Consider the following 20,193-nt stretch of genomic DNA (forward strand, 5'->3'; position numbering starts at 1 on the left):
GCCGATGTCCTTGGGTCACGGTTTCATTCATGCCCGGCGTGGCGACGCGCGACCCGTGCCCGCCGGCTTGGTGATTGCAAAGGAGGTCCCATGAATCGCAACACCCGACGTTTTACCGCTAGCACCGTGGGCATTGCCGCTCTCGCGGCTTCGGCCGCTGGCATGGCCTGTTCGCTCGTTCCCTCCGACCCAGACCGCATCAAGCAGATGATGGCGCGCGAGATCGCGCACCGCCTGGGTATGAGCGCGGCGCAGTTTCCGCTCGGCGCCATTTCGGCGCCGCATCTGCATACCCCGTACCCGCTGGGGGCGGATTGCAGCGGACTGGGCGCCTACCACCACAGTGCGGGCTTTCGCTGGTCCGTGGCCGAACGATCGGGATATGGGCCGCTGCCATCGCCCCCCGCGCTCCAGCCGGTCATCGGCGCCGAGCCGGAAGTGGCGCGGATGCTGCCCGGCAGTGCGGCCCGGGCCCCAGCGCCGCGGCAATGTGTCTACGAGGGGGTCGCGGTCGTCCTGGGTTTCGACTACTCCAGCCCCGTAGCTGTGCACTTCAGCCGGCGCTGCCGTTGAGCAGGAGGGCTTGCTATGCACTCTTCCATCCAATCCATCGCGGGCGCGATGCTGGGCGCAGTTGCCTTCGCCGCGCCGCTGTGCGGCATGGCCTGTTCCCCAGCCGCTCCCCCGGACGCCGAGGTGCTCAAGAAGATGATGGCCAAGGAAATCGCCTTCCGGCTGGGCGTAGGCATCGAGCAGGTGCCGTTGCACGACATCACCGCGCCGGCGCTGCACTGCCCCTTGGCGCCGGAAGCCGATGGCAGCGGACTTGCAGCGCGGCATTTCAGTGCGGGCTTCAGGATTGCGCTGGCGACACGGCAGCGTGGATTTGCCACCATGGCGGGCCCGTATACCGCTGCAGGTGCGGGCTCCCGGGCGCGCAAGCGCATCGGTTCAGGTTTCTACAACCGCTTTCCCTGGGCCGGCGTACGGCCCGACTTCTGGCGTGCGCCCAAACCTCGAGCCGCGCCACAGCCGGACTATTCAGGCTATATCCGATGGCCGGAATATGCGACCGAGAGCGATCTCGCCGCAGCCGTGCCCGACCCAGACATGCCGCAGCGTTGGCCGCAGTTCGCGCAGGATCCGGCTTTCTTGCTGCAGCCGCGGTCCACGCTGAGCCTGCGGCCGGCCGAAACGTCGCAAGGCTTTTGCCGCTATGAGGGTGTGGCCGTCGTGCTTGGCGACGATGCTTCGAGCCCGGTGGCCGTGAACTTCACGCAAGGGTGCGATTGAGCGATGAATGAGGCCTGGGGGACAGCTGCCGGCGCCCTCCAGTCCCGCACGGCGCGCAGCTTGCGGCATGATGGCGGCTGCCGGTGTCGGCTTATCCCTTGTCCGCATGATCTGCTGCACCTGCCTGGTGGCGCGCGGCAGCATGCCCCTTCTTACCGTGACTGCTGCCCAAAACCTGTTGACCGCGCCCATGCGCGATGTGATCCGCCGCATGGAGCGTGCTGCGCGCCCGCCCTCGCACAGCCTGTCGCCTGACGCCGCGCGCGCCGCGTATGCCGCTGGCGCCGGCGTGCTGGAAATCGCCAAACCGGCGCTGCCCCGCGTAGAAGACCTGCGCGTGCCGGCACGCGACGGCCAGCCGCTGCCAGCGCGCCTGTATTCTCCGGCGCCTGCGCCGCACGCTCCGCTGCCGGTGCTGCTGTACCTGCATGGCGGCGGCTTCACCATCGGCAGCATCGAGACGCACGACGTGCTGTGCCGCGAGCTTGCGCGCCAGGCTGGCTGCATGGTGCTCTCGCTGGACTACCGGCTTGCGCCCGAGCACCGCTTTCCCACTGCCAGCAATGACGCCTGGGATGCGCTGCAATGGCTGGCGCAGAACGCTGCCGCATTGGGAGCCGACCCCGCGCGCCTGGCCGTCGGCGGCGACAGCGCGGGCGGCACGCTGGCCGCGGTGAATGCCATCCTGGCGCGCGATGCGGGCATCGAGCTGGCGCTGCAACTGCTGATCTACCCGGGCACCACCGCGCACCAGGACACCGATTCGCACCGCCGCTTCGCGCATGGCATGGTGCTCGAGGAAGCCGGCATCACCTGGTTCTTCGACCAGTATGTGCGCAGCCCCGCCGACCGCGACGACTGGCGTTTCGCGCCGCTGAATGCACCCGATCTCGAGGGTGTCGCGCCGGCCTTCGTGTGCCTGGCCGAATGCGATCCGCTGGTGGACGAGGGCGTGGCCTATGCCGACCGCCTGCGCGCCGCTGGGGTGGCGGTGGACCTCGAGATCTACCGCGGGGTGACCCACGAATTCATCAAGATGGGCCGCGCGATCCCCGAGGCGCTGCAGGCCCATGCGGACTGCGCGCGCGCCTTGCGCCTGGCTTTTTCAACGGAGAACTAGATTGATGCTGTGCCAAGAATCGTTTCGCTGCTTCGACCGCCTGCGCGTGCGCTGGGCCGAGGTCGATGCCCAAAAAATCGTGTTCAATGCACATTACATGATGTACGCTGACACCGCGATCAGCGCCTATTGGCGTGCGTTGGCGCTGCCCTACGACAGCGGCTTCGCGCGCCTGGAGGGCGAGCTGTATGTCAAGAAGGCCACGGTGGAATACCACGCGTCGGCACGCTATGGCGACGTGCTGGACGTGGGCGTGCGCTGTGCCGGCATTGGCAACTCGTCGCTGCGCTTCGAGATCGGCATCTGGAACGGCCAGGCCTTGCTCAGCAGTGTCGAGCTGGTGTATGTGTTTGCCGATCCCGCGCAACAAACTTCGCGCCCTGTGCCTGCGGCGCTGCGCGGACTGATCGACGACTACGAGGCGGGGCGCAGCGTGAGCGAAGTGCGCACCGGCGACTGGAATGCGCTGGGCCGCGATGCGATGCGGCTGCGCATGGACGTGTTCGTGCGCGAGCAGCAGATCGACCCGGCCATCGAAGTCGACGGCCGCGACGAGGCCGCGCGCCATGTGGTGCTGTACAACCGCCTCGATATGCCCGTCGCCACGGGCCGGCTGATCACCGAGTCGCCAGGCGTGGGCCGCATCGGCCGCATGGCCGTGGAAAAGGACTTGCGCGGCAGCGCGCTGGGCCGGCAGGTGCTCGATGCGCTGGTGGCCGCCTCGCAGGCACGTGGCGACCGCGAAGTGCAACTGCACGCCCAGCGCAGCGCCGAGGGCTTCTACCGCCGCGCGGGTTTCAGCGTGCTGGGCGAGGCTTACGAGGAAGCCGGCATTGCGCACATCACCATGGTGCGCAGCTTCTGAGGCATGCCCTTCATTGCATGCGCTGTTCGGAGCCGTTCGTCCTGAGCTTCGTCGAAGGATGAACGTCCTGGCCTAGATATCTTCCAGCAGCGCGTAAGGCAGCGCTTGCACCGCCAGCACCGGACCGCTTGCGCTGCCCGCATGCAGCGCTTCTTGCGCCGAGGCGATCTGCATCGACACCAGGGCCAGCCAATGGCCGTCCGGCGTGGGCGCGGCCTGCACCACGGTGCCCGTGGCCTGCTCGGCGTCGCTGGCGGCGAATACTTCCATGCCCGGTGTGAGCGCGGCATCGGCCTGCACCAGATAGGCGCGGCGCTTGAGGGTGCCGCGGAACTGGCTGCGCGCCACGACTTCCTGTCCTGGATAGCAGCCCTTCTTGAAGTTCACGCCGCCCACCGATTCGTAGTTGAGCATCTGCGGCACGAACAGCTCGAACAGCGGCGCGCTCAGCGTGGCCACGCCGCTTTGCACTTCGCTCAGCAGCCAGGCTTCGGGCGGCAGGGCTGCGGCCTGGGGCAGGGGTGTGCCTTGGGGCGCGACCCACAGCGCGCGCGGCTGTCCCGCCGCGGGATACAGGTGCACCAGGCTGACTTCGCCCACGTCCTGCTTGTCCCAGGGCGCGGCCTGGGGCTGGCCGCCCGCCGCCGGACCGCCGGCCGCGGCCACGGCGTCGCCGATCAGACCGTACAGCGCAAACTCTGCCGTGGCGTCGCTGAGCTTGGCCTTGGCGCGCATGACGAACATCGACAGGCGCTTGAGCGTGGTGGCCAGCAGATCCTGGCTGCAGACCAGCAGCACTTCGGTGGCGCTGCGCTTGAAGCCGATGAAGCTGGCCTGCATGCGGCCCTTGGCCGACAGAAAGGCGGCCAGGCGCGCATGCTGCAGATCCAGCAGCGCGAAGTCCTGTGTCAGCTGGTTGTGCAGGAAACTGGCGGCGTCATCGCCTTGCACGCGGATCACGCCGAGATGGGAAATGGGGGCAATGCCATGAAGGGACTGGGTCATGGGTGAATTATGATGCCCGGTCATTTTCAAGGGGCGGTAAAGGTTGTGCGTAGATTCTTCAAGGGACTGCTTTTTCTGCTGGTGATGGCGCTCGTGGCCGGGGGCGCGGCAGCTTGGTGGCTGCTTCGGCCGCTGCCGCAGGGCGCGCCCGTGCTGGAGTTGGAGATCGAGCCCGGCACCACGCCGCGCGGCGTTGCGCGCAATGTCGTCAAGGCCGGCGTGCAGACCGATGCGCGTCTGCTCTATGCCTGGTTCCGGCTCTCGGGGCAGGACCGGCAGATCAAGGCCGGCAATTACGAAATTCCTGCGGGCACGACGCCTTACGACTTGCTGCAGAAGCTCGCGCGCGGCGAGGAGTCGCTGCGCGCGCTGACGCTGGTCGAAGGCTGGAACTGGCGCCAGGTGCGCGCGGCGCTGGCGCGCGAGGAGTTCCTGCGCCAGGATGCGGCCGCGCTCAGCGACGAAGCGCTGATGGCCGAGCTCGGCCGCCCCGGCGTCGCGCCCGAAGGCCGTTTCTTCCCGGATACCTATGCCTATGCCAAGGGCAGCAGCGACGTGGCCGTGCTGCGCCGCGCCCTGCATTCGATGGACCGGCGCCTGCAGCAGGTGTGGGAAATGCGCGCCGCCGACCTGCCGCTGCGCACGCCCGACGATCTGCTGATCCTGGCCAGCATCGTCGAGAAGGAAACCGGCCGCGCCGCCGATCGCGCCGAGATCGCGGGCGTGTTCATCAACCGGCTGCGCATCGGCATGCCGCTGCAGACCGATCCCACGGTGATCTACGGCCTGGGCGAAGCGTTTGACGGCAACCTGCGCCGCAGCCACCTGCGCGCCGATACGCCGTGGAACACCTATACCCGCAGCGGCCTGCCGCCCACGCCGATCGCCATGCCCGGCAAGGCCTCGATGATGGCCGCGGTGCAGCCCGCCGCCACCAAGGCGCTGTACTTCGTCGCGCGCGGCGATGGCAGCAGCCACTTCAGCGCGTCGCTGGACGAGCACAATAGGGCCGTGAACCGTTACCAGCGCGGACGCTGAGCGCAGCGCCGCAGCTATTGAGAAAGTTTGTCGATGAGCCGTACTGGCCTGTTTATTTCCTTTGAAGGCATCGATGGCGCGGGAAAGTCCTCGCACATCAAGGCGCTGGCCGATGCGTTTTCCGCGCAGGGCCGCGAGGTGGTGCTGACGCGCGAGCCCGGCGGCACGCCGCTTGCGGAGAAGCTGCGCGCACTGCTGCTGGGCGATGCCATGGACCCGCTGACCGAAGCGCTGCTGGCGTTCGCGGGCCGGCGCGACCACCTGGTGCAGGTCATCGAGCCGGCGCTGGCGCGGGGCGACGTGGTGCTGTGCGACCGCTTCACCGACGCCACCTTTGCCTACCAGGGCGCGGGCCGCGGCTTCGACCGCGCGCCGCTCGCCCAGCTCGAACGCCTGGTGCAGACCGGCGTGGCGCCCGATCCCGCGCAGCTGCGCGAACCCGATCTCACGGTCTGGTTCGACCTGCCCGCCGAAGTCGCGGCCGAGCGCCTGTCGCATGCCCGGCTGCCCGACCGCTTCGAAGCCCAGCCGCTGGAGTTCTTCCGCCGCGTGGCCCAGGGCTATGCCGACCGTGCCGGGGCCGCGCCGCAGCGCTTTGCGCGCATCGACGCCAACCACGCGCGCGCGCTGGTCTGGCAGCAGCTCGAAGCGGTCTTTGCGCAGCGCGGCTGGCTGCCCGCCGCCGCGGGCCAGGACCCGCAATGAGCGCCGCCGTTGCGCCCTGGATCGCGGCCCAGCGCCGGGCGCTGCTGGCGCAGCGCGGCCATGCCTGGCTGCTGCAGGGCCCGTCAGGCCTGGGCCAGTACGCGCTGGGCCTGGAAATGGTGCGCGCCTGGCTCTGTGAAGCCGCCGAGGGCGGCGCGGCTTGTGGCCAGTGCGCGAGCTGCCACGCGATCGACGTGCGGGCCCATGCCGACCTGTGCGTGCTGATGCCCGAAACCCAGATGCTGGCGCTGGGCTGGCCGCTGTCGGAGAAGGCCCAGGCCGACATCGACGACAAGAAGCGCAAGCCCAGCCGCGAAATCCGTGTCGATGCGATGCGCGATGCCGTCGAGTTCACGCAGCGCACCAGCGCGCGCGGCCGTGGCAAGGCGGTGCTGGTGTATCCGGCCGAGCAAATGAATGCGATCACCGCCAACGCGCTGCTCAAGACGCTGGAGGAGCCGCCTGGCGACGTGCGCTTCGTTTTGGCCAGTGAATCGGCGCACCAGTTGCTGCCGACCATCCGCAGCCGCTGCCTGATCCACACCATGGCCTGGCCCGAGGAGGCCGCCATGGGTGACTGGCTTCAAGCCCAGGGCGTGGACGCTGCCGCGGCCCAGGCGTTTCTCAAGGCCTCGGGCGGGCGTCCCGAGGACGCGCTGGCGCTGGCGCGCAGCGGCAAGCCAGCCCAGGCCTGGACGCAGCTGCCGCGCGCGCTGGCGCAGGGCGATGCCACGGCATTTGCCGACTTCGCGCCCGCGCAGCTGATCGGCGTGCTGCAGAAGATCTGCCATGACCAGCTGGCGCGCGCCGGCGGCGCCGCGCCGCGCTACTTCGCGCCTTCGGACCTGCCCGCGCCCGCGCCGCTCGCAGTGCTTGCGGCCTGGAGCAAGGAACTCACGGCCGCGCTGCGCACCGCCGAACATCCCTTCAATGCGGGCCTGATGCTCGACGCGCTTGTCGCCCGGGGCCGAAGCGTCCTAAACTCCAGGGCATGAGGACCTGCATGCCGCGGGCCCGCGGCCCTTCATTCCAAGCATTCCCATGAGCCAGATTCCCAACACGCCGCGTCCCAGCGTCATGCAGCTGGCCATCAAGGAAAAGGCAGCCTTGTACGCCGCCTACATCCCGATCTTTTCCAATGGCGGCATCTTCGTGCCCACGCCGCGCGAGTACCGGCTGGGCGACGATGTCTACGTGCTGCTGACGCTGCCCGAGGACACCCAGCGCTACCCGATTGCCGGCAAGGTGGCCTGGGTCACGCCGGCGCGCGCCGCGGGCAACCGCACCCAGGGCATAGGCATACAGTTTCCGCCGGACGAGAAATCGAGCCAGCTCAGGGCCCGGATCGAGCAGATCCTGGGCAGTGCCATGGCTTGGGACAAGGCCACGCAGACCGTCTGACGCCTGGTGCGTGCGGCTGCATGCCGATCCGCAGTCTCCCGGTCCGGAGCTGCGGCTCGGCATTTCCTGTTTTGAGAGTTAGCAATGTTTACCGATTCCCACTGCCACCTGAACTATCCCGCGCTCGCGGACAAGCTGCCGGAAATCCGCGCCGCAATGGCCGAGGCCCAGGTCGACCGCGCGCTGTGCATCTGCACGACCATGGAAGAGTTCGGCGATGTGCATGCGCTGGCCACCACCTATGACAACTTCTGGTGCACGGTGGGCGTGCATCCCGACACCGAGGACATGACCGAGCCCGGCGTGCAGGACCTGCTGGACCGCGCCGCTTTGCCGCGCGTGGTGGCGATTGGTGAAACCGGCCTGGACTACTATGGCATGGAAGACCGCAAGGGCGGCCGTTCGGTGGCCGACCTCGAATGGCAGCGCGAGCGCTTTCGCGTGCATATCCGTGCCGCGCGTGCCTGCGGCAAGCCGCTGGTGATCCACACGCGCAGCGCATCGGACGACACGCTGGCCATCCTGCGCGAGGAGGGCGAGGACGGCTCGTCCGGCCAGGCCGGCGGCGTGCTGCACTGCTTCACCGAAACCGCCGAGGTCGCGCGCGCGGCGCTGGATCGGGGATACTACATCTCGTTTTCGGGCATCGTCACGTTCAAGAATGCGCAGTACTTGCGCGATGTCGCGGCCTTCGTACCGCTCGACCGCATGCTGATCGAGACCGACAGTCCGTATCTCGCACCCATGCCGTACCGCGGCAAGACCAACAGCCCGGCCTATGTGCCGTATGTGGCGAAGCAGATTGCCGCGGTGCGCGGCCTGCCGGTGGAAGAGATCGCGGCGCTCACCAGCGCCAATTTCGACGCCTTGTTCAAGGGGGTGGTTTCATGAACCGATGGCATACCCGCCGCCGCTGGCTGCAAGCCGCAACCCTGGCCGCCGCGACCGCTGCCGGCATGGCCCAGGCCGACGACCAGGTGGATTTCGAGCGCGCGCTGATCCGCGACAACCACCGCGCGATGCTGGATCTGATCTTCCGCGGCGTCGACCCCAACACGCGCGATTCGCGCGGGCGCCCCGGCCTGGTGGCGGCGCTGCACCGCGATTCGCTGCGCGTGTTCGACGTGCTTTTGAAGGCGCCCGGCATCCGCCTCGACGAAACCAGCGACCAGGGCGAGAGCGCGTTGATGATGGCGGCGCTCAAGGGCCATCTGGAGATCGTGCGCACGCTGCTCGACCGTGGCGCGTCCGTCAACAACGAGGGCTGGAACGCGCTGCACTACGCGACGTCGGCAGCGTTGCCAGACAGCCTGGCCATCGTGCAGCTGCTGGTGCGCAAGGGCGCGCGTGTCGATGCGCCGTCGCCCAACGGCACGACGGCGCTGATGATGGCGGCGCAGTACGGCTCCGAGGATGTCGTGGCCCAGCTGCTCAAGTATGGCGCCGACCCGCTGGCCAAGAACCAGCGCGGCTGGACGGCCGTCGACTTCGCGCGCCAGGCATCGCGCGAGTATCTGGTCGAAAGCCTCACGCGCGCGCAGCAGCGCCAGCGCAGCAGCCCGGCCCAGCCGCAGCAGCAGCAGCAGCCGCAGCAACAACCGCAGCAGCAGCAGCGCCGTCCAGGCTGGTAAGCGCGGCGCTGTCCTGTGGTCTATTCCGGCGCGATATCGGGCTCGTTTTCAAGCGAGAAGGGCGGGTGGGGCGGATCGTCGCCATCGTTGGGAGGCTGCGGCACCTGCTCTTGCTTCTGCTCCTGCTCGGGGTAGGGCTTGCCCACCGGGTCCATATCTTCATCTTCTGGAAACGATTGCGGCGGCGTTGGCTTGTTCATGGCATTCCTTTGGCGGATGGAGATGCCAGCGTGACGCAAGTTGGCCGCATCCGCTGTAGGAGTGCTGCCCCGCTTGCCGCTGGCGCGCGCCGTGCCTACGTCAGGTACTCGATCACGAAGCGCATGGCGGGAATGCCGTCTTGCCCGCCCAGCGGCATCATGTCCGTGATCGGTCCGGGCTCGGCGACGACGCGGTAGTTGCTCAGGCCCGCCTGCAGTGCATAGGCATGGGCCTCTTCCTCGGTGTTGAACGATTCGGTCGGTGTCATGGTCAGCTCCTTTGCAAGTACGCCCCATCATGCACGCGCAGCGCAGGAACACATTGGTTTTCTGTAGGAAGGTCGACCCGGCAGAGGCGATGGCACGGTCCCTCGACGGCAATCCAGCCGCGGGGCTGGTATGGATTGGTCACGCGCCCGCCGCGGGCTAGGGATTTTCCCGAAACATAGGCTCCCCGGCACCGCGCACCGAAGCGCGGCCTCGGGCTTCGCTTCTGGCGCGCGCGCGTGCCGGGGCAATTGATCCGAATCGCAGATAGATTCATTCATTCTTTCCATTTCACAGATTAACCGACCCTCCCTACATTCGCTCCAGGAGACAAAGGGACCGCCAAAAAACCACGGCCCGAGGAAGCGCCGGCCCGCGAGCGCCGCCTGCTTCTCTGCGTCCACAAAACGCTGCCTTGTCTTTACACAGACCGACGACGCCATCGGCTGACTGTGCCGAAGGCGTTCGATTTCCCATCGAAAGCAAGGAGCAATGATGAGACGCAATATCCAGCTGCCCGCGGCGCTGGCCATCTGCCTGGCGGTGCTTGCCGCCTGCGGTGGCGATGATCCGAAGCCGCCAGTATCCGAACCGGGCCCGGTGCCCGCCGAGCCGGTGCCCGAGCCTCAGCCTCAGCCTGAACCGGGCGCGGCGCCGGCCATCAGCGTGATCTCCAACCGCGCCGACCTGGTGTCGGGCGGCAATGCGCTGGTCGAGATCGTGGCCGACGCCAGCGATCTCCAGACCATGCAGGTGACGCTGGGCGGACAGGACGTGAGCCGTGCGTTTGCGCTGCGCGAGAATGGCCGCTTCATGGGGCTGGTGCAGGGCTTGGCACTGGGCAAGAACACCCTGGTCGCGCGCTCGGCAAAGAGCCGGGCAGCGACGCTGGAAATCACCAACCACCCGCTGGGCGGCCCGGTGTTCTCGGGCCCGCAACTGCCGTTCTGGGAGTGCGCCACCAAGGTCGCCGCGCCCAGCGCGGCCAACCCCGATCTTGGCGATGCGCTGGACGCGCAGTGCAATATCGCGGCGCCCGTGGTGCGCTACCAATACAGGACGCTGGCAGGCGGGTTTGCCGCGTACGACCCGGCAAGCCCACCTGCGCGGGAGCAGATTGCAATGACCACGACCGATGCCGGCAGCGCCGTGCCTTACATCGTCCGGATCGAACGGGGTGTGATCAACCGCGGCAAGTACGACATCGCGATGTTGGCCAGCCCGGGTGACGCCACTGCGCGCTGGCAGCCCTGGCAGGAAGTAGGCAACTGGAACCGCAAGCTCTACTGGAAGTTCGGCTCGGGCTGCGAGTTCGGCCGCACCCAGTCGAACCCGGGCAGTGTGCTCGATGACGTCGCGCTCAGCCGCGGTTTCATGGTGGCCAGCTCGGAGATGACGAACTACGGCTCGCACTGCAACGACGTCACCTCGGCCGAGACCGTGATGATGGTCAAGGAGCATATCGCCGAGACCTATGGTCCCATCCGCTACACGATAGGCGAGGGCAACTCGGGCGGGGCCCACCAGCAGCACCTGCACGCCAGCAACTATCCGGGACTGCTCCAGGGCATCCTCCCGTCCAATGGCTGGCAGGATACCTGGACCACGGGGCGGGAGTTTGCCGACTGCGGCTTGCTCAAGCGCTTCTACGACGGCGGCTCGGCAGGCCTGAGCTACACCGTGATGAACCGGGCGAACATCGCAGGCCATCGCTGGAACCAGGTCTGCGAAGGGCCGGCCAGCGTCAACATGGCAAGCCGCACGGCCTTCTACATCGATCCCGCGGTGGGCGGCGGCGGCTGTGGCACGCACCCCAACCGCTGGTCGCTGGCCAATCCCGCGGGGCTGCGCTGCACCTTGCAGGACTTCAACATCGCCGTCTTTGGCCCGCGTGGCGCCAGCGGCTATGCCAAGACTCCGCTGGACAACGTCGGCATCCAGTACGGGCTGGCGGCGCTCAACAAGGGTGAGATCGACGCCGAGCAGTTCGTGTCGTTGAACGAGAAGATCGGCGGCTACGACATCAACGGCCAGTGGCAGGCCGCGCGCATGCGTGCCGACGATGGCGCGGCCGAGATTGCGCATGCTTCGGGCCGGGTCGCGCACGGCAAGGGCCTGGGCGAGGTGGCGATCATTGCCGGTGTGAACTGGCAGATCCTCGAGGAGCACTACGATTTCCGCAACTATGTGATCCGAAATCGCATCCTGGAACACCATGGCAACCACGACAACCAGGTGCTGTGGCGTTACAAGGGCACGCCGCCTGAATTTGCGGATCGCAGGTTCGGTGCCATGAACGACTGGCTTGCCGCCGTCGAAGCCGACACCAGCGCGAAATCGCTGCGCGAGAAGATCGTGGCCAACAAGCCGGCGATTGCGGTGGACAGCTGCTGGAACAGCACTTCGGGATGGATCACCGACGCCGCGCGCTGCAATACGGCCGCCAATCCCCATACCCGCTCGAGCGTCACGGGCGCCGGCGCCACTGCCTTGTACGAGCCGACTGCCGATGAATGGCCCGTGTGGCGGGATACGCGCGTGGCGGCGGGCGAGGATCTCACCAGCGACATCATGCAGTGCCAGCTCAAGCCGCTGGCGGCCAGCGACTACGCAGCCAGCTTTTCGCCGGCGCAGTGGTCGCGCCTGAATGCCGTCTTTGCCGATGGCGTCTGCGACTATGCAAAACCGGGCCGCGGCCAGAACGCGCCGCCCCGGCAGTGGCTGAGCTATGCCGACGGACCTGGAGGAAGGCCGTTGGGCGCCATGCCAGTGTCGCATTGAAGCGCCCGGCGTGCAGGAGCTGCTGCAGCCGCCATGAAAAACTCCCCGAGAGCCGGACCGTGGTCCTGCTGTCGGGGAGCCGTTCAAGCCGCAGTGCCTGGCTTACAGCGCCTGCATCTCGGTGTTGGCGTTGCGTGGCTGAGGCTGTGCGGCTGGCGCCGGCACTGCCGGCTCCTGGGCAGCCGCCGCAGCGGGCGCATTCGCGGGCACCTCGACGTAGGGCAGGTTCAGCGCCTGGCTTGTCATGCCGCGGATCTCGTTGGTCAGTGCCGCGCTGTCATTGATCTTGCGGCCATAGGAGGGAACGATCTGGTTAAGCCTGGCCTTCCAGCCGGCTTCCATCTCCTTGGGGAATGCCTGCGCCAGCAGGTTCAGCATGATCGGCGGCGCGGTCGATGCGCCGGGCGAGGCGCCCAGCAGGGCGGCAATGGTCTTGTCCTTGTCCGTCACGATCTCGGTGCCGAACTGCAGGCTGGTCGTGCCTTTTTCGGGGTCGCGCTTGATGATCTGCACGCGCTGGCCGGCGGTGACCAGCTGCCAGTCCTCGCGCTTGGCGTTGGGGTAGTACTTGAGCAACTCGGCATGGCGGTCGTCGTCGGTCAGCTCGGCCTGTTGCATCAGATACTTCACCAGGTCGAGGTTCTCGCCGCCGACCTTGAGCATGCCGCCCACGTTGTCATGCGTGACCGACGACAGCAGGTCGAACCACGAACCTTCCTTGAGGAACTTGGTGCTGAACAGTGCGAACGGGCCAAACAGCACGACCGGTTTGTCGTCGAGCTTGCGCGCGTCGATGTGCGGCACCGACATCGGCGGCGAGCCGGTTTCGGCCATGCCGTAGACCTTGACCTTGTGGCGATCCGCCACGGCCGGGGCCTTGAATGCGAGGAACTGGCCGCCCACCGGGAAACCCGCGTAGTTCTTGGCTTCGGGAATGCCCGACAGCTGCAGCAGCTTGATGGCCGCGCCACCCGCGCCAATGAACACGAAGCGCGACTTGATGGTGCGCTCCTGGCCGTTCCTGAGGTCCTTGACGGTGACGTTCCAGAGCTTGTCGGCATCCTGGCGCAGGGCGGTGACTTCATGCTGCAGCTGCAGCTTGAAGTTGCTGTTGCGCTGCAGGCCTGCGGTCAGCTGGTTGGTGATCACGCCGAAATTGACGTCGGTGCCCAGTGGCATATAGGTCGCGGCCACCTTCTGGCCGGGATCGCGGCCTTCCATCACCAGCGGCGCCCATTGCTTGATCTGCGCCGGGTCGGTGGTGAATTGCATGCCGTAGAACAGCGGGTTCTTGACCAGGGCCTCGTAGCGCTTGCGCAGGTATTCGATGCGGTCCTCGCCCCAGACAAAGCTCATGTGCGGGGTCGGGTTGATGAAGTCGGTGGGCTGCGACAGGCGGCCGTTTTTGACCTGATGGGCCCAGAACTGGCGCGAGACCTCGAACTGCTCGGCAATGCCGACCGCGCGCTTGGTCTCGATCGAGCCGTCGGGCAGCTCGGGCGTGTAGTTCAATTCGGCAAAGGCCGAATGGCCGGTGCCGGCATTGTTCCAGCCGTTGGAGCTTTCCAGCGCCACGCCGTCGAGGCGTTCGAACAACTCCACATGCAGGTCCGGCTGCAGTTCCTGCAGATAGGTGGCCAGCGTGACACTCATGATGCCGCCGCCCACCAGCACCACATCCACCGGCTTCTCATTGCCGGCGGCAGGCACCGAACGCTCATGCAGCGGCCAGTACAGGAACAGCACACCCGCAACCGCACACAGGGCCAGCAGGCTGCCACCCCATATCTTGAATTTCCGCATCAGAATACTCCGTCTCTTTGGCGAATCGTTGAAAAGAAAAAACTGCGCAAGACCTGCCGCCCGCATGCACTGCGGGCATGTCGCCGGGTGAAGCTGTCGCGGGGACGACAGTGTGCCCAGCCCGCGCGCCGGCAGCAATCGCGGACATCAGTGGCATCCCGCCTTCAAGGTCATGCAGGATGGCCTTGGGTTGCGGACGCGTCGGCGCCCTCGGCGGGGATGGCCTCGTCCGCCAGCAAGTCGTCGGTATCCGGCTTGGGTTCCCCCAGCTTGCCTTCCCACTTCGCGACCGCAGCGGTCGCGATGCTGTTGCCGATGACGTTGGTGGCGGTGCGGCCCATGTCGAGAAACACGTCGATGCCCATGATGAGCAAGAGCGCGGCTTCGGGCAGCCCGAACAGCGGCAGCGTGGCCGCCACGACCACCAGCGAAGCCCGCGACACGCCGGCCATGCCCTTGCTGCTGATCATCAGCACCAGCAGCATCGACAGCTGCGTGGCAAAGGACATCTCGATGCCGTAGACCTGCGCAATGAAGAGGATGGCAAACGCCTGGTAGATCATCGAGCCATCGAGGTTGAAGGCATAGCCCATGGGCAGCACGAAGCCCGTGACCTCATCCTTCACGCCGAACTTCTCGAGCTGTTCCATGGTCTTGGGGTAGGCGGCTTCGCTGCTGGCGGTGAAGAACGCGATCAGCGTCGGCGCCTTGACCATGCCCAGCAGTGTGAAAACGCGCTTGCGCAGCACGATGTAGCCGGCGCCGATCAGCACCAGCCAAAGCGTTGCCAGCGCAAAGTAGAAGCTTGCAATGAACCTGGCATAGGTCGCCAGGACACCGAGGCCCTGCACCGTGATCGCCGCCGCCACGGCCGCAAACACGCCGACCGGTGCCAACAGCATCACGTAGTCGGTCACGCGGATCATCACGTGCACCAGCTCTTCGAAAAACGACTTGATCACGTCGCCGGTCTTGCTTTTCACCGTGCACAGTGCGAAACCAAAGAACAGCGAGAACACCACGATCTGCAGCACGGAGTTGCCGGACAGCGCTTCAAAAATGCTTTTCGGGAAGATGCCGACAATGAAATCCTTGAAGTTCAGCGAGGCCGTCTTGAGGTGCGTGGCCGTGCCGGCATCGGGCAGCGTCAGGTGCGTGCCGTCGCCAGGGCGGAACACATTGGCCCAGAGCAGGCCCAGCATCAGCGAGATCAGCGAAGCGGTGACGAACCATCCCAGCGCCTTCGCGCCCACCCGGCCCACACTTTTCGCGTCGCCCATGCTGGCAATGCCGACCACCAGCGTCGCAAACACCAGCGGCGCAATGATCATCTTCACCAGGTGCAGGAAGATCTCCGTCAGCGCGGAGAAATAGCTGGCGATTTCCTTGGCGGTGGCGGCGGGAAAGGCGGTGTGGCAGACGTAGCCGACGAGCACGCCGGCGACCAGCGCCACCAGTACCCAGGTCGTGAGTTTGTTGAATTTCATTCTGTCTCCGGGTTCTCTGCCGCACGTGCCGACAGGCGCGCATGCGTTCGCAGAGCGAAAGCGCAATAGGTAAGGGTTGGGGAGGGGTGAACACCGGCGGTGGGGCAAAGCACAGAGAGAGACTGCGGATTTAGCGCCCATATCGCGCAGTGGGGTCATTTCATAAAGCAAGCCGATGTAAGCGCGGCCTCGGAAAACATACAAAAAAAGCCTGCTATATATTGAATAGCAGGCTTCGCAACAGCAGTGATCTCCCAGGCGTGAAAGGTTCACGCAAAGGAGCGCGATTCTAGCAGGCGCTCCAGACATCCCTGGATATTCCAAGGGTTTGTTCTCTTGACAATTTCAGTGAAACAGGTGAATTGTCATTGCTGCGACTTTTGAAGCGTTGTCGCCGAAGCGCCGTGATGCTTTTGGGTTCGAGCAAATCAACTTCCAAGGGAGTCTCCATGAAATTGCATCTGCATATTCCGGCTTTGGTGGTGGGCCTGTGCTGTGCCACTACTGCTTTTTCCCAGCCAGCAACGGCTCCCGCAAAAAAACCGGACACCGCAGCGACAGCCGCCACGCCCGCGCCGGATCCTGACATAAGCACCCCCGGCACCGCGCCGAAAGCCGGTGGGGGCAAAGGAAAGGTCTGGGCCAACACCAGCACCAAGACGTACCACTGTGAAGGCACGCGGCATTACGGGAAAACCAAGGACGGCGAGTACATGGCCGAAGCCGCGGCGAGGGCCAAGGGCTACCGCGCCGACCACGGCAAGGCCTGCCCCAAGTGATGGCGCAGCCATATTCCCAAATGGGGAATAAAACAAAAAGCCTGCTATCTTTTGGATAGCAGGCTTTGCTTGTATGCCTTGGTGGGTCGTGCGTGATTCGAACACGCGACCTACGGATTAAAAGTCCGCTGCTCTACCGACTGAGCTAACGACCCCACCTGCCTCACAGAACAACTTCTCTGTTTGGCGAAGAACTCGATTCTAGCATGGATTTTGAAGCACTTTTGGCTCGGTGGACGCAATCTGGTCGAGCACCCAGCCGGCCGCGCATTGGCCGAAGCTTGCCGTCACGGCAACCACCGAGCCATAGCCGTGGCAGTTGAGGGTACCGTCGGCGCCATCGATGGCGCAGGAAGCATCGGGCGGGGCCACGGCTTCACGGCTGAAGACGCAGGCCACGCCCATTTTCTTGCCGTCGCGCGGCGCCTGGTGCTCGCGGCGCAGGCGGTAGCGCAACTGGGCGAGCAGCGGGTCGTGCGTGGTCTGGCTCAGGTCGTCGATATCGACCTTGTGCGCCAGCCGCTTGCCGCCGGCCGCGCCCACGCTGATGAACAGCTGCTTGTGGCGGCGCGCGTGCGCGGCCATCGCGGTCTTGGCCTTGACCTGGTCGCAGGCGTCGATCACGGCGGTCACACCCTGCGGCAGCAGCGCGGGCCAGTTGTCCGGCTCGACGAATTCCTCGATGCAGTGCACTTCGCAGCCGGGATTGATCTGCGCGATGCGCTCGCGCATCGCATCGACCTTGGCCTGGCCCACGGTCGAGGTGAGCGCGTGGATCTGTCGGTTGATATTGGATTCGGCGACCTGGTCGAGGTCGATCAGCGTGATGCGGCCCACGCCGCTGCGCGCCAAAGCTTCCGCCGCCCAGGAACCGACGCCGCCAATGCCGACCACGGCCACATGGGCCGCGCGGATGCGTGCCGCCCCGGCAACGCCATAGAGACGCTCCAGGCCGCCGAAGCGGCGCTGGAGATCGGGATCGGACAGCGGGTCGCTGGGCGTGCTGCTCGGGACCTGCGTCATTTCAGGCGCGAAAGCTGCTCTTTGGCCGCGACTGCGGCTTCGCTGCGCGGATAGGCCTTGACCAGGTCTTCGAGCGTCTTGCGCGCGGCGCGGTTGTCCTTGAGCTCGATCTGGCAATTGGCAATGGACAGCGCGGCCTCGGGCGCACGCGCGTGTTCGGGCGTGGCGGTGAGCAGCGAGCGGAAGTTGGCAATGGCTTCCTTGTAGTCGCGCTCCGCATACTGGGCATTGCCCAGCCAGAAGCGCGCCGACGGCAGGTAGCCGCTGCGCGGATACTGGCGGATGAAGGCAGCGAAGGACTTGTTGGCGTCGGCGAACTTGCCGGCGCGGAAGACTTCCAGCGCGGCTTCGAAGTCGCGCTTCTCGGCCGGATCGGCCGTGAATTGCTGGCCGTCGACGGTGACCGCCACCGGCTCGAACTGCTTGAGCCGTTCTTCCACACCCTGGGCAATGTCCTTTTGCCGGCGCTGCAGTTCCGAGGACTGCTGCAGCAATTGCTCATTCGAGCCGCGCAGCCGTGCCTGGTCCTGGCGCAGCGTCTCGATCTGCGCCTGCAGATCGAGCAGGCTGCGGCGCAGCTGCGACGTGTCTTCGGCGGCGCGCTGGTTTGCCTGCTGCATGGCATCGAGGCGCTGGCGCAACTCGATGATGGCTTTGCGGGCCTCGTCGTCGCCGAAGATCGCCGCCTGGCTGGCGGTTGCGAAGGACGCGGTACAGGCCAGGGCCAGCACCACCCGGGAAATGCGGAAAAACGGCATTGCGGTCATCAACGGTAGGAGATTTCAGCGCGGCGGTTCTGGGCGAAGGCTTCTTCGGTCATGCCCTGCATGGCGGGCTTCTCCTTGCCGAAGCTCACGGCTTCGACCTGGGCGTCGGACACGCCCAGCAGGCCCAGCGAGCGGCGCACGGCTTCGGCGCGCTTTTGGCCCAGAGCCAGGTTGTATTCACGGCCGCCGCGCTCATCGGTGTGGCCTTCGATCACGACCTTGCGGCTGGGCGAAGCCTTGATGAAGCGTGCATGGGCTTCGATCTGGGCTTGCGCATCGGCCTTGATGACGTAGGAGTCATAGTCGAAATAGACGATGCGGCTCACGCCCTGGGGGCCGGCCTTGTCGCCGCCCGACTGGGTCAGGTCCACGCCGGAGACGCCGCTCTGGCCCGCGCCGCTGCCATTGGCACCGGCACCCGCGCCGCTGCTGAGGGCCGAGCTGTCGGTGACAGGGGTTTCGTCGAGCTTGACGCCCGAGCTGCAACCCGCCATCAGGGCGGCAACGGTCAGGGCAATGGAAAGGCGCTTGAATGTAATCATGGAAAGACTCCGCGTTCTCGAGGAACGTATGAGCAATAGCGTTTAAGAAAGAAAAGACAAAATCAGTGTTTGAGGAACGGGCCCCAGTCCGGTTCGCGGATGTCACCACCCTGGCCGGCCAGCCGTGCCTTGATCTTTCCATCCAGGGTCGTGGTCATCAGGGATTCACGCCCTTGCTGCAGCGTCGCGTAGACGATCTGGCGGCTGTTGGGCGCAAAGCTCGGATTCTCATCGGCCGTGGTATCGGTGATCGCTGTCACGGTGCCTGAGCTCAGGTCCATTACATGCAGCTTGAAGCCTCCGCCCACGCGCGAAATATACGCGAGCCAGCGTCCGTCTGGACTGACAGTGGGAGAAATGTTGTAGTTGCCGGTGAAGGTCACGCGCTCGGCGCTGCCGCCGCTGGCCGGCACCTTGTAGATCTGCGGTGCGCCGCCGCGGTCGCTGACGAAGAAGATCGTGCGGCCGTCGCTGGAGAACACCGGCTCGGTGTCGATGCCGCTGCTTTGCATCAGGCGCCGTGGCTCGCCGCCCTGGGCGCTGATGCTATAGAGCTGCGAGCCGCCATCGCGCGTCAGCGTCACCGCCAGGGATTCGCCGTTGGGCGACCATGCGGGAGCACTGTTGGAGCCGCGGAAGTTGGCCAGCAGGCGCCGCTGGCCGCTGGCCACGTCGTGCACGTAGACCACGGGCTTGCGCGACTCGAACGATACATAGGCGACCTGGCGGCCGTTGGGCGACCAGGCGGGGGAGATGATGGGCTCGGGGCTCGACAGCGCCGATTGTGCGTTTTCGCCGTCGGCGTCGGCAATCCACAGGCTGTAGCGCTTGCCGGCCTTGGTCACGTAGGCAATGCGGGTGGAGAAGATGCCGCGCTCGCCGGTGAGCTTCTCATAGACATAGTCGGCAATGCGGTGGGCGACGAGGCGCAGGTCGCCCGTCGTGACCGCGAAGCCCTGGCCGCCCAGGTCCTGGCCGCGCACCACGTCCCACAGGCGAAAGCGCACGTCGTAGCGGCCATCGGCCAGGCGCGTCACGCTGCCCGTGACCAGCGAGTCGGCCATCTTCTGCTTCCACAGCGCAACGTCGGGACGCGAGGTTTCATCGAGCTGCGTGCCCGACGCGTCGACGCCGCGGAACTGGCCGCTGCGTTCGAGGTCGGCCTGCACGATGGCCGCGAGCTTTTGCGGCGACTGCGGCTCGCCGCGGAACGGCGCGATCGCAATCGGCAGCTGCGTCAAGCCCACGCCCGTGACTTCGACCCGGAACTGGGCCAGCGCCGGCAGGGCGGGAGTGGAGGCCAGCGCCGCCAGCAGGGTGCGGCGCGAGGGATGCGGCACCGCCGCGGAAAAGGAAGTGGATGGAGTTCGGTCAATAGTCATTGGCAACCATCATAGTGCGGGTTAATCCCGGTGCGTACGCAGCGGATGTTACACAATCCGGCCCGGGCTGACTGTAAGTGGATGAACAGGCGCGCTGTAGGGCC

21 protein-coding genes and 1 tRNA gene are annotated in these 20,193 nt (G+C 66.3%); 12 read left to right on the plus strand and 10 right to left on the minus strand.

The genetic code is table 11. The features are described 5' to 3' along the window. The first annotated feature begins 90 nt into the window (after positions 1-90). From HUK68_RS08385 to HUK68_RS08400, 4 genes are all read left to right on the plus strand, one after another. Positions 91-573: a hypothetical protein gene (locus HUK68_RS08385; RefSeq protein WP_175503781.1), complete on the plus strand. Its 483-nt coding sequence runs from the start codon at positions 91-93 to the stop codon at positions 571-573. Between the two features lie 48 nt (positions 574-621). Continuing rightward, on the plus strand, positions 622-1,293 hold the full coding sequence (locus tag HUK68_RS08390; RefSeq protein ID WP_175503782.1) for a hypothetical protein: 672 nt from the start codon (positions 622-624) through the stop codon (positions 1,291-1,293). A 190-nt stretch (positions 1,294-1,483) separates the two neighbouring features. Then, entirely contained in the window at positions 1,484-2,413 is a 930-nt protein-coding gene (locus tag HUK68_RS08395; protein ID WP_175505780.1) for an alpha/beta hydrolase, read from the plus strand. 4 nt (positions 2,414-2,417) lie between these two features. Continuing rightward, complete coding sequence (locus tag HUK68_RS08400) at positions 2,418-3,278, plus strand: YbgC/FadM family acyl-CoA thioesterase (RefSeq protein ID WP_390887792.1); 861 nt, start codon at positions 2,418-2,420, stop codon at positions 3,276-3,278. A 72-nt stretch (positions 3,279-3,350) separates the two neighbouring features. On the opposite strand, the gene ygfZ is transcribed toward HUK68_RS08400, so the two are convergent. Continuing rightward, positions 3,351-4,283 (minus strand): CAF17-like 4Fe-4S cluster assembly/insertion protein YgfZ, encoded by a 933-nt coding sequence (ygfZ, locus tag HUK68_RS08405; RefSeq protein ID WP_175503783.1) that lies wholly within the window; start codon positions 4,281-4,283, stop codon positions 3,351-3,353. Between the two features lie 9 nt (positions 4,284-4,292). On the opposite strand from ygfZ, the gene mltG reads away from it, so the two are divergent. The 6 genes from mltG (at position 4,293) to HUK68_RS08435 (ending at position 9,058) form a co-directional block, all read left to right on the plus strand. Beyond that, positions 4,293-5,321 carry an endolytic transglycosylase MltG gene (mltG, locus tag HUK68_RS08410; RefSeq protein WP_390887793.1) on the plus strand — a complete coding sequence of 343 codons (1,029 nt, stop codon included), beginning with the start codon at positions 4,293-4,295 and terminating at the stop codon, positions 5,319-5,321. Positions 5,322-5,354: 33 nt separating this feature from the next. Continuing rightward, positions 5,355-6,026, plus strand: coding sequence for a dTMP kinase (gene tmk, locus HUK68_RS08415; RefSeq protein ID WP_175503785.1), 672 nt, complete (start codon positions 5,355-5,357; stop codon positions 6,024-6,026). Then, complete coding sequence (locus HUK68_RS08420; protein WP_175503786.1) at positions 6,023-7,021, plus strand: DNA polymerase III delta subunit-related protein; 999 nt, start codon at positions 6,023-6,025, stop codon at positions 7,019-7,021. Before tmk ends, HUK68_RS08420 begins: the two co-directional genes overlap by 4 nt. Positions 7,022-7,067: 46 nt before the next feature. Continuing rightward, positions 7,068-7,427: a PilZ domain-containing protein gene (locus HUK68_RS08425; RefSeq protein ID WP_175503787.1), complete on the plus strand. Its 360-nt coding sequence runs from the start codon at positions 7,068-7,070 to the stop codon at positions 7,425-7,427. Positions 7,428-7,511: 84 nt separating this feature from the next. After that, on the plus strand, positions 7,512-8,318 hold the full coding sequence (locus HUK68_RS08430; RefSeq protein WP_175503788.1) for a TatD family hydrolase: 807 nt from the start codon (positions 7,512-7,514) through the stop codon (positions 8,316-8,318). Further along, positions 8,315-9,058, plus strand: coding sequence for an ankyrin repeat domain-containing protein (locus HUK68_RS08435; protein WP_175503789.1), 744 nt, complete (start codon positions 8,315-8,317; stop codon positions 9,056-9,058). Before HUK68_RS08430 ends, HUK68_RS08435 begins: the two co-directional genes overlap by 4 nt. Before the next feature lie 20 nt (positions 9,059-9,078). Here the strand turns inward: HUK68_RS08435 and HUK68_RS08440 are convergent, their stop codons facing one another. Both HUK68_RS08440 and HUK68_RS08445 read right to left on the minus strand, forming a co-directional pair. After that, complete coding sequence (locus HUK68_RS08440) at positions 9,079-9,258, minus strand: hypothetical protein (protein WP_175503790.1); 180 nt, start codon at positions 9,256-9,258, stop codon at positions 9,079-9,081. A 95-nt stretch (positions 9,259-9,353) separates the two neighbouring features. After that, positions 9,354-9,527, minus strand: coding sequence for a hypothetical protein (locus tag HUK68_RS08445; RefSeq protein WP_175503791.1), 174 nt, complete (start codon positions 9,525-9,527; stop codon positions 9,354-9,356). 493 nt (positions 9,528-10,020) lie between these two features. On the opposite strand from HUK68_RS08445, the gene HUK68_RS08450 reads away from it, so the two are divergent. Next, positions 10,021-12,306: a DUF6351 family protein gene (locus tag HUK68_RS08450; RefSeq protein ID WP_175503792.1), complete on the plus strand. Its 2,286-nt coding sequence runs from the start codon at positions 10,021-10,023 to the stop codon at positions 12,304-12,306. Between the two features lie 102 nt (positions 12,307-12,408). On the opposite strand, the gene mqo is transcribed toward HUK68_RS08450, so the two are convergent. Continuing rightward, entirely contained in the window at positions 12,409-14,109 is a 1,701-nt protein-coding gene (gene mqo, locus HUK68_RS08455) for a malate dehydrogenase (quinone) (RefSeq protein WP_175503793.1), read from the minus strand. 170 nt (positions 14,110-14,279) lie between these two features. Then, positions 14,280-15,596, minus strand: a complete 1,317-nt coding sequence (locus HUK68_RS08460) for a dicarboxylate/amino acid:cation symporter (protein ID WP_175503794.1) — start codon at positions 15,594-15,596, stop codon at positions 14,280-14,282. 449 nt (positions 15,597-16,045) lie between these two features. Here HUK68_RS08460 and HUK68_RS08465 point away from each other — a divergent pair, with 449 nt between their 5' ends. Continuing rightward, on the plus strand, positions 16,046-16,375 hold the full coding sequence (locus tag HUK68_RS08465; protein ID WP_175503795.1) for a hypothetical protein: 330 nt from the start codon (positions 16,046-16,048) through the stop codon (positions 16,373-16,375). Positions 16,376-16,454: 79 nt separating this feature from the next. Here the strand turns inward: HUK68_RS08465 and HUK68_RS08470 are convergent. The 5 genes from HUK68_RS08470 to tolB all read right to left on the minus strand — a co-directional run bounded on the left by HUK68_RS08470 (position 16,455) and on the right by tolB (position 20,089). Further along, positions 16,455-16,530, minus strand: a tRNA-Lys gene (locus HUK68_RS08470). A 46-nt stretch (positions 16,531-16,576) separates the two neighbouring features. Further along, a complete protein-coding gene (locus HUK68_RS08475; protein WP_175503796.1) occupies positions 16,577-17,398 on the minus strand; it encodes a tRNA threonylcarbamoyladenosine dehydratase in 822 nt (273 codons plus the stop codon). Further along, positions 17,395-18,156, minus strand: coding sequence for a tol-pal system protein YbgF (gene ybgF / locus HUK68_RS08480; RefSeq protein ID WP_244146291.1), 762 nt, complete (start codon positions 18,154-18,156; stop codon positions 17,395-17,397). The genes HUK68_RS08475 and ybgF overlap by 4 nt, the downstream gene beginning before the upstream one ends. Positions 18,157-18,164: 8 nt before the next feature. Next, complete coding sequence (gene pal, locus HUK68_RS08485; protein ID WP_175503798.1) at positions 18,165-18,707, minus strand: peptidoglycan-associated lipoprotein Pal; 543 nt, start codon at positions 18,705-18,707, stop codon at positions 18,165-18,167. 62 nt (positions 18,708-18,769) lie between these two features. Beyond that, complete coding sequence (gene tolB, locus HUK68_RS08490) at positions 18,770-20,089, minus strand: Tol-Pal system beta propeller repeat protein TolB (protein WP_175503799.1); 1,320 nt, start codon at positions 20,087-20,089, stop codon at positions 18,770-18,772. Between the last annotated feature and the right edge of the window lie 104 nt (positions 20,090-20,193).

It is taken from the genome of Comamonas antarctica (genome assembly GCF_013363755.1).
GTDB classification, from domain to species: Bacteria; Pseudomonadota; Gammaproteobacteria; order Burkholderiales; family Burkholderiaceae_C; genus Comamonas; species Comamonas antarctica.